This window comes from Pseudomonas sp. IPO3778, assembly GCF_013386825.1.
Classification (GTDB): Bacteria; Pseudomonadota; Gammaproteobacteria; order Pseudomonadales; family Pseudomonadaceae; genus Aquipseudomonas.
The window spans coordinates 1-443 of the sequence record NZ_JACARC010000085.1 but is presented as its reverse complement, the minus strand read 5'-3'; the positions used below and the strand labels follow the sequence as shown (position 1 = coordinate 443).

Below are 443 nucleotides of genomic sequence, written 5' to 3'. Positions count from 1 at the left end.
GTGTGGTGAAGCAAAAGCAAATCAAAAGCTAAAGCGGGCACGGTCACCTGTGGGAGCTGGCTTGCCTGCGATGGCATCGCCTCGGTGTATCTGAAAAACCGAGGTGTCTGCATCGCAGGCAAGCCAGCTCCCACAGAAAAGCAGAGCTGCATCAGCTTCAGATTTGGATTTCGCTCTGGCCTTTATCTTGGCTTCTACCACTTGGGTTGGCTTTCAGCCGGAGCAAATGCCAAAGCGAACTCGGTCCAAATGTGGGAGCGGGCTTGCTCGCGAAGGTCGTTAACGATGAAGCGGGTATCCTGATTCAACGCGGCGCCCTCAGGTTCTTCGCGAGCAAGCCCGCTCCCACATTTGGACCGTGCCCGCTTCTGATTTTGCCGTTGCTGTTGCTGTTGCTTCACCACACTCAAGCCGGCCGGTAGGCCGCTGTGCTCTTGCTCTTG

At 56.2% G+C, this 443-nt stretch carries 1 protein-coding gene; it reads right to left on the bottom strand.

The window, feature by feature from the left end; translation table 11 throughout:
- Positions 1-194: 194 nt before the first annotated feature.
- On the bottom strand, positions 195-443 hold a 249-nt coding region (locus HX855_RS33075; protein WP_218644350.1), incomplete at its 5' end, for a hypothetical protein.